General features: G+C 61.7%; 13 protein-coding genes. 8 read left to right on the forward strand and 5 right to left on the reverse strand.

Annotated elements, in window-relative coordinates; all coding sequences use genetic code 11:
• Nucleotides 1-551 precede the first annotated feature (551 nt).
• Nucleotides 552-968, reverse strand: a complete 417-nt coding sequence (gene mscL, locus C8K61_RS22735; RefSeq protein ID WP_108098587.1) for a large-conductance mechanosensitive channel protein MscL — start codon at nucleotides 966-968, stop codon at nucleotides 552-554.
• Nucleotides 969-1,130: 162 nt separating this feature from the next.
• Here mscL and C8K61_RS22740 point away from each other — a divergent pair, with 162 nt between their 5' ends.
• The 4 genes from C8K61_RS22740 (at nucleotide 1,131) to radA (ending at nucleotide 5,253) form a co-directional block, all read left to right on the forward strand.
• On the forward strand, nucleotides 1,131-1,382 hold the full coding sequence (locus C8K61_RS22740) for a YdcH family protein (RefSeq protein WP_108098588.1): 252 nt from the start codon (nucleotides 1,131-1,133) through the stop codon (nucleotides 1,380-1,382).
• Between the two features lie 337 nt (nucleotides 1,383-1,719).
• A complete protein-coding gene (locus C8K61_RS22745; protein ID WP_371920019.1) occupies nucleotides 1,720-3,243 on the forward strand; it encodes a catalase in 1,524 nt (507 codons plus the stop codon).
• 54 nt (nucleotides 3,244-3,297) lie between these two features.
• A complete protein-coding gene (locus tag C8K61_RS22750) occupies nucleotides 3,298-3,837 on the forward strand; it encodes an ankyrin repeat domain-containing protein (protein WP_108098590.1) in 540 nt (179 codons plus the stop codon).
• A gap of 48 nt (nucleotides 3,838-3,885) precedes the next feature.
• A complete protein-coding gene (radA, locus tag C8K61_RS22755; protein ID WP_108098591.1) occupies nucleotides 3,886-5,253 on the forward strand; it encodes a DNA repair protein RadA in 1,368 nt (455 codons plus the stop codon).
• Between the two features lie 122 nt (nucleotides 5,254-5,375).
• Here radA and C8K61_RS22760 read toward each other — a convergent pair whose 3' ends face one another.
• The 3 genes from C8K61_RS22760 to C8K61_RS22770 form a co-directional block, all read right to left on the reverse strand.
• A complete protein-coding gene (locus C8K61_RS22760) occupies nucleotides 5,376-5,744 on the reverse strand; it encodes a PilZ domain-containing protein (RefSeq protein ID WP_108098592.1) in 369 nt (122 codons plus the stop codon).
• Nucleotides 5,745-5,827: 83 nt separating this feature from the next.
• A complete protein-coding gene (locus C8K61_RS22765; RefSeq protein ID WP_108098593.1) occupies nucleotides 5,828-8,020 on the reverse strand; it encodes a hypothetical protein in 2,193 nt (730 codons plus the stop codon).
• A complete protein-coding gene (locus C8K61_RS22770) occupies nucleotides 8,007-9,200 on the reverse strand; it encodes a DUF3142 domain-containing protein (RefSeq protein ID WP_218277836.1) in 1,194 nt (397 codons plus the stop codon). Before C8K61_RS22770 ends, C8K61_RS22765 begins: the two co-directional genes overlap by 14 nt.
• A 157-nt stretch (nucleotides 9,201-9,357) precedes the next feature.
• Between C8K61_RS22770 and C8K61_RS22775 the strand changes: the two genes are divergently transcribed.
• The 4 genes from C8K61_RS22775 to yjiA all read left to right on the forward strand — a co-directional run bounded on the left by C8K61_RS22775 (nucleotide 9,358) and on the right by yjiA (nucleotide 13,400).
• Complete coding sequence (locus C8K61_RS22775) at nucleotides 9,358-9,864, forward strand: DUF3015 domain-containing protein (protein WP_108098594.1); 507 nt, start codon at nucleotides 9,358-9,360, stop codon at nucleotides 9,862-9,864.
• Between the two features lie 160 nt (nucleotides 9,865-10,024).
• Nucleotides 10,025-12,091, forward strand: coding sequence for a carbon starvation CstA family protein (locus C8K61_RS22780; RefSeq protein WP_108098595.1), 2,067 nt, complete (start codon nucleotides 10,025-10,027; stop codon nucleotides 12,089-12,091).
• 50 nt (nucleotides 12,092-12,141) lie between these two features.
• Nucleotides 12,142-12,345 carry a YbdD/YjiX family protein gene (locus C8K61_RS22785; RefSeq protein ID WP_108098596.1) on the forward strand — a complete coding sequence of 68 codons (204 nt, stop codon included), beginning with the start codon at nucleotides 12,142-12,144 and terminating at the stop codon, nucleotides 12,343-12,345.
• A 77-nt stretch (nucleotides 12,346-12,422) separates the two neighbouring features.
• Nucleotides 12,423-13,400, forward strand: a complete 978-nt coding sequence (gene yjiA, locus C8K61_RS22790; RefSeq protein WP_108098597.1) for a GTPase — start codon at nucleotides 12,423-12,425, stop codon at nucleotides 13,398-13,400.
• Between the two features lie 184 nt (nucleotides 13,401-13,584).
• Here the strand turns inward: yjiA and glyA are convergent, their stop codons facing one another.
• Complete coding sequence (gene glyA / locus C8K61_RS22795; RefSeq protein ID WP_108098598.1) at nucleotides 13,585-14,838, reverse strand: serine hydroxymethyltransferase; 1,254 nt, start codon at nucleotides 14,836-14,838, stop codon at nucleotides 13,585-13,587.
• Nucleotides 14,839-14,901 lie beyond the last annotated feature (63 nt).

The raw sequence follows: 14,901 nt of genomic DNA on the forward strand, positions 1-14,901 counted from the left end.
CCCCCTACGCAGCACCTCCACTCGGCCTCCTGAAGGGGCGGGCAAAGCAAGATCACAAGCCAGATCAAGATCAAAAGCCAGATCAAAAACAGATCAACAGCTCCTCACCCCAACCCTCTCGCCTGCCCGGCCGGCCTAGCGGGAGAGGGGGCGAATCGGAGTGAGGCGGTCGCCCTACGTCACCCCTCGCCCGCGTGCGGGAGAGGGGCCGGGGGAGAGGGGCCTTTGATCTGGCTTTTGATCTACCCGCCCCTTTAGCGCCAGGCCGAGCGTAGTCGTTGCGTAAGGGGTCGTAGCGGCCGGGAGCCGCGGAGAGGGATGGGGCCAAGGATGGCCCTCAGCCCGGCCCCTGGAGCGACGACGTAGCGAGGGAAGTTTTCACGCAGTGAAAACCCCAGGTGGGGGCAAGCCTTTTTGGTTTCTTTTTCGGCGACTGGAAAAAGAAACTCGCGCGTAAGGCGCGAAACAAAAACGCCCAGACCACGCGGTAACGAAGCAGAAAACCAATCCCCAAACCAACAATGGCGCCGAAGCGCCACCTAAAAAAACCATCAAACCGGCGGCTGTTTATCCACCTGCTCGGTCTTCAACAAATCCCGAATCTCCGTCAACAAAACCACCTCGGCGGTCGGAGCAGCCGGCGCCTTAGCCTGTTCCTTATGCAACTTGTTAATCACCTTCACACCCATAAAAATCGCAAACGCCACAATCACAAAATCCAGACACGTCTGCAGAAACTTGCCATACGCCAACAACACCGCCGGCTTGTCACCCACAGCCTCTTTCAGCGTGATCGCCAGGTCAGAGAAATCCACCCCGCCAATCAACAGGCCAATCGGCGGCATCACCACGTCGCCCACGAACGACGAAACGATCTTGCCGAACGCCGCGCCAATAATGATCCCGACCGCCATATCGACGACATTGCCTTTCACCGCAAAGGCTTTGAATTCGCTGAGTATGCTCATAGATGGACTCCCTGTTACTGATGATGGTTGGAGGGCAGTGTAGAGCAGTGCATTTGCCACTCCCAGCTTCAAATGACCGGCCCGGCCGCTGAGTGTTCCCCGTTTTTGCCGCTGGTCTAGGCTGTACAGGGTCAACCCACCCACCGCGACAGGAGACGGCCCATGACCCTCGAACACCACCCGCTGCACCAGGAATTCCCTGAGTTTCAGGAGCAACTGCAACGGCTGCTGGGCCAGGACGCGCACTTCAGCAAGCTGGCTGCCGAGTACGCGGCGCTGGACAAGCAGATCTTCCAGGTCGAGGACGGCCGCCAGGCTATGGATGACATGGCGCTTAAAGCACTGAAGACGGAACGGGTTAGGCTCAATCTGGAAATCGCGCGGAAATTACAACAAGCGGCGGCTGCCGGCTGATTTTCCCTCCCCACTCCAAGGCCTGCGTTCCCAGGCAGGCCCGCTAATCACCCGTGAAGTTGCCGAATGTTAGTTAAGTAAGTGAAGAAAAGATGTAACTGTCACTAGGTGCTTTCTTTTTAATTAGAGAGGCGCGTTAATTTCGATTAAAGCAATGTCTTGCGTCATTTTATGAGCTGACGAAATAAACTATTCGCGCGAATACTGCGGGTTTTGCCTTGAGCCTATCTGTATTTATGTATGGCTGTCGTTGGAAGTTTCTATTTAGAACATCGGGTTGCTGGCTCTAGTCTCCAAACGCGCATTTAGCGCACTTAGAACAAATATGGAGATGAACATGACTCGACTTACTCTATTTCCCGCCAGTTCTTTGTTCTGTGCTGGGCTGCTGTCTTTCTCTGCCCAAGCGGACACTCTCACCCGCGATAACGGCGCGGCCGTCGGCGACAACCAGAACTCGCAAACAGCCGGCGCCACCGGTCCGGTGTTGTTGCAAGACGTCCAGCTGCTGCAAAAGCTTCAGCGGTTTGACCGCGAGCGCATCCCTGAGCGCGTGGTGCATGCCCGCGGCACTGGGGCGCATGGTCAGTTCACGGTCACCGACACCCTCAGCGACCTGAGCAAGGCCAAGGTATTTGCCGCAGGCGAAGTGACGCCGGTGTTTGTGCGGTTTTCCTCGGTGGTGCATGGCAACCACTCGCCGGAAACCCTGCGTGACCCCCACGGCTTTGCCACGAAGTTCTATACCGCTGACGGTAATTGGGATTTGGTAGGGAATAACTTCCCGACGTTTTTTATTCGTGATGCCATCAAGTTTCCGGATATGGTGCACGCCTTCAAACCCGACCCGCGCACTAACTTGGACGACGACGCTCGCCGTTTTGACTTCTTCTCACATGTGCCCGAAGCCACTCGTACATTGACGGAGCTGTACTCCAACTCGGGTACGCCGGCCAGTTATCGGCAAATGGATGGTAATGGTGTGCACGCCTATAAGTTGGTGGATGCCGACGGTGATATTCACTATGTAAAGTTTCATTGGAAAACCCTGCAAGGTATTAACAACCTCGACCCCAAACAGGTCGAGAAAGTGCAGGGCAAGGATTACAGCCACCTGAGCAATGACCTGGTGGCCCATATCAACAAGGGCGATTTCCCCAAATGGGACCTCTATGTGCAAGTGCTCAAACCTGAGCAATTGAGCACGTTCGCGTTCGACCCGCTGGATGCGACCAAAATCTGGCCGGACGTGCCGGAGCGCAAAGTGGGGCAGATGGTGTTGAACCGCAACCCGGCGAACGTGTTCCAGGAAACCGAGCAGGCGGCGCTGGCACCGGCCAATCTGGTGCCGGGTATAGAGCCCTCTGAAGACCGCCTACTGCAGGGTCGGGTGTTTTCGTATGCCGATACCCAGCTCTATCGATTGGGCGTCAACGCCATGCAGCTGCCGATCAACCGGCCTCGGGTAAAGGTCAGCAACGGCAACCAGGACGGCGCGATGAACAGCGGCAACACCACCTCAGGGGTCAATTACCAGCCGAGCCGGTTGCAACCGCGTGAAGAAATGGCCAGCGCGCGCTACAGCAGCTCGCCAGTGACTGGCAGCACTGAGCAGAAGAAGATTCAGCGCGAGCAGAACTTCAAACAGGCCGGTGACCTGTATCGCTCGTTCAGCAAAAAAGAACGCGCGGACCTGATCGACAGCTTCGGCGGCTCGCTGGCGACCACCGATGACGACAGCAAGCACATCATTCTGTCGTTCTTGTACAAGGCCGACCCTGAGTACGGTACTGGCGTGGCCAAGGTGGCGAAGGGTGATCTGAGTCGGGTCAAGGCGCTGGCAGAAACGTTGGTGGACTGACGTCTGGTAGCGGCGGCCGATCGGGCCGCCGCTGTTTGTTCAGGAGCACGCTGCATGATCATTCGTGTTGTTTTGGCCGCGTTGGCGTTGGCTGGCAGCCGTGTGGCCCTCGCCGATCAACCGGTTGCTGTAGAGGCGCAACTGCGCAGCTATTTTTTCGACGCCGCACGGCGCGGTGACGTGCCGATGTTGCAGACATTTATCGACGCCCATTACCCGTTGAACCGCCAGGACGAGAGGGGCCATACCGCGCTGATTCTGGCGGCGTACCACGGTGAGCAGCCGGCGGTGGAACTGCTGTTGCAGGCAGGCGCCGATGCCTGTCAGCAGGACCAGAGGGGCAATACGGCGCTGATGGGCGCCATCTTCAAGGGCGAGGTGCGGATTGCACGGCGCTTGCTGGCGTCCGACTGCAACCCCGACCAGCGCAACGGCGCCGGGCAGACGGCGGCCATGTACGCCGGCCTGTTCAATAGCCCGCAGTTACTTGAGGCCCTGGCCGCCAAAGGCGCTGATCTGCACGCCGAAGATGCCATGGGCAACAGCGCCGCTCGGCTGGCCAACGGAGAAATTCGCACACCCGCGCCGCGTTGATCCGGGAGAGCTGCGCTATCATCGGCGCTTTTCGGCGAGGGGGTTGAGATGGCCAAGGCCAAGCGTATGTATGGCTGCACCGAATGCGGTGCGACCTTCCCCAAATGGGCCGGCCAGTGCGGCGAATGTGGCGCCTGGAACACCCTGGTGGAAAGCATGATCGAGGTCGGCAGCGAAACCGCCGCCAGTGGTCGTGCCGGCTGGGCTGGGCAGCAAGCACAGCTGAAAACCCTGGCCGAAGTCAGCGTGGAAGAAATGCCGCGCTTCTCCACCGCCTCGGCCGAGCTCGACCGCGTACTCGGCGGCGGTCTGGTGGATGGCTCGGTGGTGCTGATTGGCGGTGACCCCGGCATCGGCAAGTCGACCATCCTGCTGCAGACCCTGTGCAACATCGCCATCCGCATGCCTGCCCTGTACGTCACCGGCGAAGAATCGCAGCAGCAGGTGGCCATGCGCGCCCGTCGTCTGGGGCTGCCGGAAGACAAGCTCAAGGTGATGACCGAAACCTGTATCGAACAAATCATCGCCACCGCCAAGATCGAAAAACCCAAGGTGATGGTGATCGACTCGATCCAGACGATCTTCACCGAACAACTGCAATCCGCCCCCGGCGGCGTCGCCCAGGTGCGCGAGAGCGCGGCCTTGTTGGTGCGCTATGCCAAGCAGAGCGGCACGGCGATTTTCCTGGTCGGCCACGTCACCAAGGAAGGCGCGCTCGCCGGCCCGCGCGTACTCGAACACATGGTCGATACCGTGCTGTATTTCGAGGGCGAATCCGATGGCCGTTACCGCTTGCTGCGGGCGGTGAAAAATCGCTTTGGCGCGGTGAATGAGCTGGGCGTGTTTGCCATGACCGACCGCGGCTTGAAGGAAGTGTCCAACCCCTCGGCAATCTTTCTCACCCGCGCTCAGGAAGAAGTGCCCGGCAGCGTGGTGATGGCTACCTGGGAAGGCACGCGGCCGATGTTGATTGAAGTGCAGGCGCTGGTGGACACCAGCCACCTGGCCAACCCGCGCCGGGTGACGGTGGGCCTGGACCAGAACCGCCTGGCCATGTTGTTGGCGGTGCTGCACCGTCACGGTGGTATTCCGACCCATGATCAGGACGTGTTTTTGAACGTGGTGGGCGGGGTCAAGGTGATGGAGACCGCTTCCGACCTGGCGCTGATGGCGGCGGTGATGTCCAGCCTGCGCAATCGGCCGTTGCCCCATGACTTGCTGGTGTTTGGCGAGGTGGGCTTGTCGGGTGAAGTACGTCCGGTGCCGAGCGGCCAGGAGCGCTTGAAAGAGGCGGGCAAACACGGCTTCAAACGCGCCATCGTGCCCAAGGGCAACGCCCCGAAAGAAGCGCCGGCCGGGTTGCAGATTATTGCGGTGACACGCCTGGAACAGGCGTTGGATGCGTTGTTCGAGTAACGGCTATCGCGGCGTAGGTTGGGCTAAGCACAGCGAAGCCCAACATTGCGATCTGCGCCAAGTCCAGTTGGGCTTCGCGGTGCTCAACCCAACCTGCTTCTGCGTGAGGAGCGAAATCGGCGTTAGGCCTCGCCCAGCGACGCCAACTCGCGCTCGAGCAAATCCTCATCTCCCAGATTCAACTCCACCAGGCGGCGCAAATGGCTGACCGAATCCAGGTCGATATGCCGGCACTCAAAGCCGAGCAGGTCGTCTTTGTCGCGTGCCAGCGTCACTTCCATCCGTACATACACATCCGGGCTTAAACGCACGCTGGCGTCGAACGGCTGGCTGGCGTCGCCGTTCCAGTTTTCCGGGCGCTGCACCAGCAGGCCTTTAAGGGACAGGTCGTGCAGTTCAACCGTCCAGCGCTGATCGCCCTGGGCGATTTCGGTGCTGGCGTCGAAGGCAATGCGCTGAAAGCGCCGACGCTCGTTGGTTGACTCACTCATGGGGTTGGCTCCAGTAGGCAGTGACTATCCGATTTCATCAGGGCAGTTCGGTTCCATCACTATAGTCAAGGCTGCGCAGGCGGCTACGGCTGAGGTGGCTGAACTGTGACACGGCGCTTCTTGCGCCAATATCCAGCCGCCAGTACCCCGCCCACCAACGCCAGGCCGAACAGCCAGCCTTTGTACGGGCGCAGTGCGCGGCGGCTGTTATCCAGACGCAGTTGCCACAGGTCGCGGTCGACGCTGGCGAAGTTGGGCTGCGGGCAGTTGTTGCCAAAGTTCGCCGCCCAGGGCACCGCCGGACCCTTTTCGACATAGCGCTGGTACAGGCTTTGCGCCAGTTCCTGGTCGCTCCACTGAATCCAGCCGGTGGCGTGGCACAGGGTGGCGGCAAAGGCCTGGCTGGTGTGGGGTAGCAGGTCGGCGGCCTGGCTGCCGAGCTCGGCGGCGATCCAGCGGTAGTGGTAGCGGTTGTTCGGTTGCGCCAGGCGGGCGTTCTGCCGCTCGGCTTCAGCGGGACTCAGCAGGCCGCCAGGCTCCTGGGTTTGCACCCGGTCGAGGGAATACAAACCGTCGAACCAGGCAAAGTCGGGCGACATCTCGAAACCCAGCAGCTCCATACCTTGGCGTCGCGCCAGCGTACCGGCCTGGTACAGCGCTTCGGCTTGGCCGGTGGCGGTCCAACGCGACTTGGCCGCTTGTCGTGCCTGGCCATAATCGCGCGCGGCGGTTTGCAGGCTGACTTCGTAGAAGTACGCCGGGGCTTCGTCATAGCGGCCTTCGCGCAGCAGACGGCGGCCGAGCAATTGGCGTAACTCGGCGGCGATTGGGCGCGGTTGGTAAGCAAACGGATCGGGCGGGGTGGCGATCGAAGGCGGTGCCGGCACCTGAGCGTCGACGAAGGATTTCAGCTCCTCGGTGGTCAGCACCCGCTCGGCCACTTCGGCGGCATCTGCCCAGTAGATGTAGCCGCTGCGGTACAGCGCTTCGAAGGCTTCCAGGTAGTCACCACGTTCCAGCGCCAGAATGGCGCCTTCGCCCTCAACCCGGCAGCGCGGTTTCAGCGTTTCGCCATTCCAGTCGAGGTCACGTCGCCAGCCCCAGCTTTCGTCTTCGGGGAAGGCTTGCGCGGCCTTGGCATACGCAGCCTGGGCGCTGGCTTTGTCGCCGCTGCGCAGGGCCATCTTGGCCCGCAGCCACCAGGTCATGCCGTTGTCGGCGGCGTGTTCGAGCAGGGTGGCGGTGGCGGCATAGTCGCCAAATTGATAGCTCAGCGCCGCCAGGCGATCGGCGTTGGCCAGGTTGGCGATGTCGTTGCGTTGCAGCAATTGCACCAGTGCTTTTTCACCACTGGGTTGCTCGCCGTAAGACCAGCCGGAATGGGTGATCAGGTAAGCGGTGAGCAATTGTTGCACCGGCAGCTGCCGTAACAGCGGCGTCAGTTGCGCTTCGGGCATCTGCGTGAGCTCCACCGCCAGCTGTTTCAACGAGCTGTAGCCGGTGGTGGAGCCGAGTTTCAGCTGGCTGGCGTACAGGCCGATGGCGGTGGACCAGTCGTCGGCATTCAGGGCCAGTCGGGCTTCTTCGCCAAGGCTGGCGATGCCCAGCTCTAGCGGGTCGCTGGCGCCGTCCAGGGCCAGTTGCCGGGTCAGGCGAAAGGCTTGCTTCGCCGCCGCGATGTCCGCTTGCCGCGCCTGTTCAAGCTGCTCGTCGCTCAGTTCGCCGTCGCGTGCGGCATCGGCGCCCCGGGCCAGACTGCGGCCTAGCGAGTAGGCGGCCCAGGTGCTGCGCAGCGGGCGTTCGCTGGCGGGCAGGGCCAGGACTTTCTGGAAGTAGGCTTGAGCGGTGGCGTCGTCGCCTTGGGTGAAGGCCACGGCGCCGGCGGTGTACAAGCGCAGTTCGGCGGGCAACTCGGCACCGGCTTGTTCGGCTTGGGCGGGGTCGGTGAGGGGGCGCAGGGCTTTGACCTTGGCCGCCTGCTCAGGTGTCAGTCCTTGCGGTTCGGCGACTTCCAGGTCACCAAGGTAGCGTCCTTCATCGGCAGACCAGCGCGTTTCGCTGTCGTAGCTGGCCGCTTGTTTCAGCGCCGGAGTGGCGACGGCGAGGCGCCCGACCTCGAAGCTGAAGTTACCTTCGGGCAACTCCTGCAGGCTGCGCGCCCGGTCGCCGAGCAAGCGCAGCGGGTAGTCCGGGCCGCAGGCCAAGGCGACAGGCGCGGTCAATACCGTGGCCACGGCAACGGCGAGCAAACAGCGAGGCAAGTTAAGACGAGACACGAAATCCTCCATGATCCAGCTGTGAACAACGCAACCAGCCCAGCACGCGGCTTTGGCCCGCCGCTAATTGACCTGGCGGTTGGCGAACAAATTCAAGCGTGTTGGAGGCGCGGTGCAGGCGATAGCCCTGAACGCCATCGCCGCTTTCGCAACGGGCGGCGTCGTTGTAAATACGGGCGGGCAGCGGGGCATTGAGATTGCCTGAGTTGACCAGGCGTAGCTCATACAACTCGCCTTGTTGCTGCACTGTCACCTGTATATCGCCGCGCAGCGGTTGCTGGTGCAGCACCGCCTGCAGGGTAGCCAGCGGCCAGGCACGCCTGTCACCGGCCAGAGGCAAACGAAACCAGATCAGGCCGGCCAGGTGCGGGATGGGGGCCGCCTGCATATCGCGTAGCAGTGTGGCCACGTCTTCAGGCTTGGCCTGTAATTCCCGGCGGGCGCCGCCTTGGGGTAACGGCGCTTCGCTTTCCACATCGCCGTTCTCGGTGAGCGCCACGCCATAGGCGGGCAGGGCCAGGTGGAAGGGTTTGCTGTTGACGGCGCCATAGGCGTTGGCCCAGCGCAGGGCCTGTGGGGCATCAAACAGCCCGGCCTCGGGGCGGTTGATCGCATGCACTTGTAGCACCGAGCTGTCGACTTCCCGAAGCACATCCACCAGCGTGGGGCTGGTCAGCCAGGCGGGCAGGGCGGTGATGCTCAGGGGCAGCTCCCTGGGCAACTCGCGGCGCAGGGTGTGCAGCAGTTCGGCATAGGCGGGCAGGCGGCTACTGGCGCAGTCATGGTCGATTTCCACGCCGCGCAGGTTGAGGCCGCTGGCCTGCCAGGCGCTGACAATGGTTTTGATCTGCACGCCGATGCTGGCGGTATCAAGTTGGGGCAATTGGCCGTCGAGACGAATCACCGCGATCAGCGGGCGGCCGTCCTGGCGCAGCAGGGCGGGGTCGAGGCGCGCCGTCACCCAGCCTTCGCGCGGATGCAGTTGGGCGGCCAGTACCCTGAGGGTCGAAAAGTCGGCGCGGCTATCAGCCAGTGCCTGGGCATGGGCCGGTCGCCATTGCCGTTGCCAGATATACACCTGCTGGTCGAGGGCAACGTTGGCCGGCTGCTCGCACCCGGACAGGGCCAGCAGTGTCAGCAAACACAGGAGGAAACGCCGAGGCGGTAGTAGGGCGGGCAAAGGGAATGGCTCAAGGGCGCAATGGCAGCGAGGTATGGTGCCACTGGCGGTAAAGACGTGCCAAGCCTACCGGTCGTCCGGCGTTGGTTTGACAGGGGGGTATGTGTCACCAAAGCTGCAAGAGCGTTGTTTACAACAATTACTGCGGAGCGCAGACATGGATAAGCGATTGCTTGGCAAAGGTTTGATTCTCGTGGTTCTCAGTGCGGCCAGTTTTGCGGCCCAGGCAGATCAGGCCGGGGGTGGTGGTTGCGGCTGGGGCAACATGTTGTTCGAAGGTCAGCGCGGTCTGGCCCCTCACCTGCTAGCGACCACTACCAACGGCACCTCGGGTAACGCGACCTTCGGCCTCACCTCCGGCACCAATGGCTGCGATTCCCACGTCAAACTCGGCTACGGCGGCCGCTCGATGCTGGCCATGAACGGCATGCTCGACTCGATCGCCGAAGACATGGCCCAAGGCCAAGGCGAAGCGCTGGACGCCTACGCCACGCTGCTGGGTGTAGAGAAAGCTGACCGCGAGCATTTCGCCCAGGTCACCCACGCCAACTTCGACAGCATCTTCTCCAAGGCTGATGTCACCAGCGAGCAAGTGCTGGCCAATACCCTGGATGTGATGAGCAAAGATGCGCAGCTGGCGAGGTATGCCAAACAGCCGGCGTGAACAGGGCAACTTAATGTATGAGCCGGGCGATTCGCCCGGTTTTTTTTGCCTGCCTGAAGGACCGGTTCAGTGGGGCGATAGACGATCGTCGGATACCTTATTGGGGATAAACGGCTAAGCTTTGGAGGCCGCTTGTACGTCCATCCATTCGGAGCTTTTCATGAACAATAACAATAGCGTCCTGCGCCACTTGCCCTGGGCAGTGTTGGCCGTAGTAGGCGCCGGTGCCTTGGGTGTCGTGGCCTTGCGCCGCGGTGAAGCCATCAACGCCTTGTGGATAGTGGTGGCCGCTGTGGCCCTCTATCTGGTCGCGTACCGCTACTACAGCCTGTTTATCGCCAACAAGGTGATGCAGCTGGACCCCAATCGCGCGACCCCCGCTGTATTGAACAATGACGGTTTGGACTACGTGCCGACCAACAAACACATTCTCTTCGGTCACCACTTCGCTGCCATCGCTGGCGCCGGCCCGCTGGTCGGTCCGGTACTCGCCGCGCAGATGGGCTACCTGCCCGGCACCCTCTGGCTGATTGCCGGGGTGATCCTCGCCGGTGCGGTGCAGGACTTCATGGTGCTGTTCATTTCCACCCGCCGTAACGGCCGCTCCCTGGGCGAGCTGGTGCGCGAGGAAATGGGCCAGGTGCCTGGCACCATCGCCCTGTTCGGCGCCTTCCTGATCATGATCATCATCCTCGCGGTGCTGGCGCTGATCGTGGTCAAGGCCCTGGCGTCCAGCCCATGGGGCATGTTCACGGTGATGGCGACCATCCCGATTGCGATGCTGATGGGGCTGTACATGCGCTATGTACGCCCGGGTCGGATCGGCGAGATTTCGGTGGTCGGCCTGGTGCTGCTGCTCGGTTCCATCTGGATGGGTGGCCAGGTGGCCGCCAGCCCTGAGTGGGCACCGATGTTCACCTTCACCGGCATTCAGATCACCTGGATGTTGATCGGCTATGGTGCGGTGGCCTCGGTACTGCCGGTGTGGCTGCTGTTGGCGCCGCGTGATTACCTCTCCACCTTCCTGAAAATCGGCACCATCATCGCCTTGGCGTTGGGCATTCTGTTCGTCATGCCGGACCTGAAAATGCCGGCGCTGACCCAGTTCGTCGACGGCACCGGGCCGGTGTGGAAGGGCGGGCTGTTCCCGTTCCTGTTCATCACCATTGCCTGCGGTGCGGTATCGGGCTTCCACGCCCTGATCTCCTCGGGCACCACGCCCAAGCTGTTGGCCAGTGAGTCGCACGCCCGTTACATCGGTTACGGCGGCATGCTGATGGAGTCCTTCGTCGCCATCATGGCCATGGTCGCCGCGTCGGTGATCGAGCCAGGTGTGTACTTCGCGATGAACAGCCCACCCGCTGTGGTCGGTGCCGATGTGGCGTCGGTTGCCGCGACCGTCAGCAGTTGGGGTTTCATGATCACCCCGGAGGCACTCGAAGCCACCGCCCGTGATATCGGTGAAACCACCATTCTGGCCCGTGCCGGCGGTGCGCCGACGTTGGCGGTCGGTATCGCGCAAATCCTCCACCAGGTATTGCCGGGTGAGAACACCATGGCCTTCTGGTACCACTTCGCGATTCTGTTCGAAGCGCTATTCATCCTCACGGCGGTTGACGCCGGTACGCGAGCGGGACGTTTCATGCTCCAGGACCTGCTGGGCAATTTCGTGCCGGCGATGCGCAAGACCGATTCCTGGGTCGCCAACATCATCGCCACCGGTGGTTGCGTGGCGATGTGGGGCTGGTTGCTGTACCAGGGTGTGGTCGATCCGTTGGGCGGCATCAATACCTTGTGGCCGCTGTTCGGTATCTCCAACCAGATGCTCGCCGGTATCGCGCTGATGCTCGGCACGGTGGTGCTGATCAAGATGAAACGTCAGCAGTACGTGTGGGTCACCATGCTGCCCGCAACCTGGCTGCTGATCTGCACCACCACGGCCGGCCTGATCAAGCTGTTCGACAGCAACCCGGCGGTGGGCTTCGTCGCCCTGGGTCGCAAGTACAGCGATGCCCTGGCCGCCGGCCAAGTGATTGCCCCGGCCAAGGACGCCGAGCAGATGCAGCACGTGATCTTCAACGCGTACACCAACGCCACCCTCACGGTGTTGTTCCTGTTCGTGGTATTCAGCGTGCTGTTCTATGCCATCAAGGTCGGGCGCGAGGCCTGGGTTCGCCCGGAGCGCAGCGACAAGGAAACCCCGTTCGAACCAATTCCCCACATTTAAATGTGGACGCGGGCCAGCGTTGAGCCGGCCCGCCTTATTGAGGACAGACCATGTTCAATGACCTGAGTCGCATGGGCAAATACCTGGGGCAGGCCGCGCGCATGCTGGTGGGCATGCCCGACTACGACAACTACGTCGAGCACATGGCCAACAAACACCCGGACACGGTGCCAATGACCTACGAGGAGTTTTTCCGCGAGCGTCAGGAAGCCCGTTACGGTGGTGGAAAAGGGCGGCCAATTCGCTGCTGCTGAGTTCACCGACGCAAGACCCTCGCGCCACGCTCGTCGTGGCGTATTTATTTTCGGTATCCAGACTTCAAGGTTTTTTTATGGCCACTCCCCAACCCATTCCCGTCACCGTGCTCAGCGGTTTTCTTGGTGCCGGCAAGACCACCTTGCTGCGCCATATCCTCAAGGCCGAACACGGCCTGAAGATCGCGGTGATCGAAAACGAGTTCAGCGAAACACCCATCGACGGCCAGTTGCTTGGCAGTGAGCCGGTGCAGGTGATGACCCTGGCCAACGGCTGCGTGTGCTGCTCCATTCACGTCGAGCTGGAAAAGGCCCTGTACCTGTTGCTGGACCGCCTGGACAGCGGCGAACTGGCCTTCGACCGCCTGGTGATCGAGTGCACCGGCCTGGCCGATCCGGCACCGGTGGCGCAGACTTTTTTCGCCGAAGAGGAGCTGTGCGAGCGCTATGTGCTGGACGGCATCATCACCGTGGTGGACGCAGCCAACGCCGAGCGCCACCTGGCCGAGCCGATCGCCCAGGCGCAAGTGGGTTTTGCCGACCGGATTCTGGTGAGTAAACGCGACCTGGTGGATGACGTGCACTACGAGGCGCTGGTGCAGCGCTTGGGGCGGATCAACCGGCGGGCGCCGATCCGTATTGTCGAGCATGGTCGTATCGACCTGGCCGAGCTGCTGGATGTGCGTGGTTTCAACCTGAATGCCGACTTGCCGGCGACCATCAGCCTGCGTCCGCTGACCCTGGCGGCCAACCCGGACCGCATCGGCACCCTGGTGCTGAAAAGCGAGAAGCCGCTGGATATCGATAAGCTCAGTGCCTTTATGGAAACCCTGCTGGAAGAACACGGCAATTCGTTGCTGCGCTACAAGGGCGTGCTGGATATTGCCGGCGAAGAGCGGCGCATGGTGTTTCAGGGCGTGCTGCGCTTGTACGGCTTTGATTGGGACCGCGAGTGGGCGGCAGGCGATGTGCGCGAAAGCGTGATCGTGTTTATCGGCGATCAGCTACCTGAAGAGCAGATTCGCGCGGGGTTTGCCGAGGTGGTGGCCGGCTGACGTCATCTCACAAGGAACCCCGTACACCTGTAGGAGAGGCTTCAGCCGCGAGTTTTTGATCTCGCGTTATATGCCCTGGGCGTCTTTTTCAGGTCCGGCCAATCGCGGCTGAAGCCGCTCCTACAAAAAACCAACCCACAAAAAAGCCCGGCACTTGGCCGGGCTTTTTGTTTCTGCGTAACGCTTACTTACCGTAGACCGGCAGCTTGGCGCAGATGGCTTTGACTTTCTCACGCACGGCGTCGATCACCGCGTCGTTGTTCAGGTCAGCCAGGATGTCGCAGATCCAGCCGGCCAGCTCTTTGCACTCTGCTTCCTTGAAGCCGCGAGTGGTGACAGCCGGGGTGCCGAAACGCAGGCCGGAGGTCACGAACGGGGAGCGTGGGTCGTTCGGCACCGAGTTCTTGTTGACGGTGATAAAGGCTTTGCCCAGAGCGGCGTCGGCGTCTTTACCGGAGATGTCCTGCTTGATCAGGGAGAGCAGGAACAGGTGGTTCTCGGTACCGCCGGAGACCACGTCAAAACCGCGCTCGATGAATACGCCGGCCATGGCCTTGGCGTTTTTCACCACTTGTTGCTGGTAGGTCTTGAACTCAGGCTGCAGCGCTTCTTTGAAGCAGATCGCCTTGGCGGCGATCACGTGCTCCAGCGGGCCGCCCTGGCCGCCCGGGAATACCGCGGAGTTCAGCTTCTTCTCGATCTCGGCGTTGGCCTTGGCCAGGATCAGGCCACCACGTGGACCGCGCAGGGTCTTGTGGGTGGTGGTGGTGACGACGTCAGCGAATGGCACCGGGTTCGGGTATACGCCAGCGGCAACCAGGCCGGCCACGTGGGCCATGTCGACGAACAGGTAAGCACCGACTTTGTCGGCGATGGCGCGGAAACGGGCGAAGTCGAGAATCTGCGAGTAAGCCGAGAAACCGGCCACGATCATTTTTGGCTTGTGCTCCACGGCCAGGCGCTCGACTTCGTCGTAGTCGATCAGGCCATTGCCGTCGATGCCGTACTGCACGGCGTTGTACAGCTTGCCCGAGGAGGAAACGCTGGCGCCGTGGGTCAGGTGACCACCGTGGGCCAGGCTCATGCCCAGGATGGTGTCGCCGGCGTTCAGCAGGGCCAGGTACACCGCGCTGTTGGCTTGCGAGCCTGCGTGCGGCTGGACGTTGGCGTAGTCGGCGCCGAACAGCTCTTTGGCGCGGTCGATGGCCAGTTGCTCAACGATGTCGACGTATTCGCAGCCGCCGTAGTAACGCTTGCCTGGGTAGCCTTCGGCGTACTTGTTGGTCAGTACCGAACCCTGGGCTTCCATCACCGCTGGGCTGGTGTAGTTCTCCGAGGCGATCAGCTCGATGTGCTCTTCCTGGCGCTGAGCTTCTTGCTCCATGGCGGCAAAGAGTTCGGCATCGTAGTTAGCGATAGTGGTCGAGCGACTAAACATGGCTGTCTCCTAAGAGTGAGCTGGGCAAGATTTGATCAAACGCTTTGTGGGCGTGCCCAGAAC

This window comes from Pseudomonas sp. GV071 (assembly GCF_003050835.1).
Lineage (GTDB): Bacteria > Pseudomonadota > Gammaproteobacteria > Pseudomonadales > Pseudomonadaceae > Aquipseudomonas.

What these genes read in the sequence shown, in the direction of transcription:
- mscL (WP_108098587.1), bottom strand. Translation starts at nt 968, where the DNA reads ATGAGCATACTCAGCGAATTCAAAGCCTTTGCGGTGAAAGGCAATGTC.
- C8K61_RS22740 (WP_108098588.1), top strand. Translation starts at nt 1,131, where the DNA reads ATGACCCTCGAACACCACCCGCTGCACCAGGAATTCCCTGAGTTTCAG.
- C8K61_RS22745 (WP_371920019.1), top strand. Translation starts at nt 1,720, where the DNA reads ATGACTCGACTTACTCTATTTCCCGCCAGTTCTTTGTTCTGTGCTGGG.
- C8K61_RS22750 (WP_108098590.1), top strand. Translation starts at nt 3,298, where the DNA reads ATGATCATTCGTGTTGTTTTGGCCGCGTTGGCGTTGGCTGGCAGCCGT.
- radA (WP_108098591.1), top strand. Translation starts at nt 3,886, where the DNA reads ATGGCCAAGGCCAAGCGTATGTATGGCTGCACCGAATGCGGTGCGACC.
- C8K61_RS22760 (WP_108098592.1), bottom strand. Translation starts at nt 5,744, where the DNA reads ATGAGTGAGTCAACCAACGAGCGTCGGCGCTTTCAGCGCATTGCCTTC.
- C8K61_RS22775 (WP_108098594.1), top strand. Translation starts at nt 9,358, where the DNA reads ATGGATAAGCGATTGCTTGGCAAAGGTTTGATTCTCGTGGTTCTCAGT.
- C8K61_RS22780 (WP_108098595.1), top strand. Translation starts at nt 10,025, where the DNA reads ATGAACAATAACAATAGCGTCCTGCGCCACTTGCCCTGGGCAGTGTTG.
- C8K61_RS22785 (WP_108098596.1), top strand. Translation starts at nt 12,142, where the DNA reads ATGTTCAATGACCTGAGTCGCATGGGCAAATACCTGGGGCAGGCCGCG.
- yjiA (WP_108098597.1), top strand. Translation starts at nt 12,423, where the DNA reads ATGGCCACTCCCCAACCCATTCCCGTCACCGTGCTCAGCGGTTTTCTT.
- glyA (WP_108098598.1), bottom strand. Translation starts at nt 14,838, where the DNA reads ATGTTTAGTCGCTCGACCACTATCGCTAACTACGATGCCGAACTCTTT.